The organism is Lentilactobacillus otakiensis DSM 19908 = JCM 15040 (assembly GCF_001434145.1).
Lineage (GTDB): Bacteria > Bacillota > Bacilli > Lactobacillales > Lactobacillaceae > Lentilactobacillus > Lentilactobacillus otakiensis.
On sequence record NZ_AZED01000020.1, the window covers coordinates 646 to 1,114 of the forward strand.

5 tRNA genes are annotated in these 469 nt (G+C 51.4%); all 5 read left to right on the forward strand.

Going from position 1 to position 469, the window contains the following annotated elements:
- Positions 1-26: 26 nt before the first annotated feature.
- A tRNA-Met gene (locus tag FD05_RS10790) sits at positions 27-100 on the forward strand.
- Between the two features lie 10 nt (positions 101-110).
- Positions 111-184 (forward strand) — tRNA-Ile (locus FD05_RS10795).
- Positions 185-225: 41 nt separating this feature from the next.
- Positions 226-313, forward strand: a tRNA-Ser gene (locus FD05_RS10800).
- A gap of 6 nt (positions 314-319) precedes the next feature.
- Positions 320-393, forward strand: a tRNA-Met gene (locus FD05_RS10805).
- Between the two features lie 4 nt (positions 394-397).
- Positions 398-469 (forward strand) — tRNA-Asp (locus FD05_RS10810).

The window sequence follows — 469 nt, forward strand, 5'->3', positions numbered from 1 at the left end:
TTGATAGAATAACTATCATTTTTCATCGCGGTGTAGCTCAGCTGGCTAGAGCGTCCGGTTCATACCCGGGAGGTCGAGGGTTCGATCCCCCCTGCCGCGATATAGGTCTTGGACCTTTAGCTCAGTTGGTTAGAGCAAACGGCTCATAACCGTTCGGTCGTAGGTTCGAGTCCTACAAGGTCCATCGACTCAATTATATACTGGAGTTTTTATACAGCTTTTTATGGAGGATTACCCAAGTGGCTGAAGGGGGCGGTCTTGAAAACCGCTAGGTGGGTCAAACCACGCGAGAGTTCGAATCTCTCATCCTCCTTATTATCGCGGGATGGAGCAGTCTGGTAGCTCGTCGGGCTCATAACCCGAAGGTCGTTGGTTCAAACCCAGCTCCCGCAATTTTGGTTCGTTGGTCTAGTTGGTTAGGACGCCTGCCTGTCACGCAGGAGATCACGAGTTCGAGTCTCGTACGAAC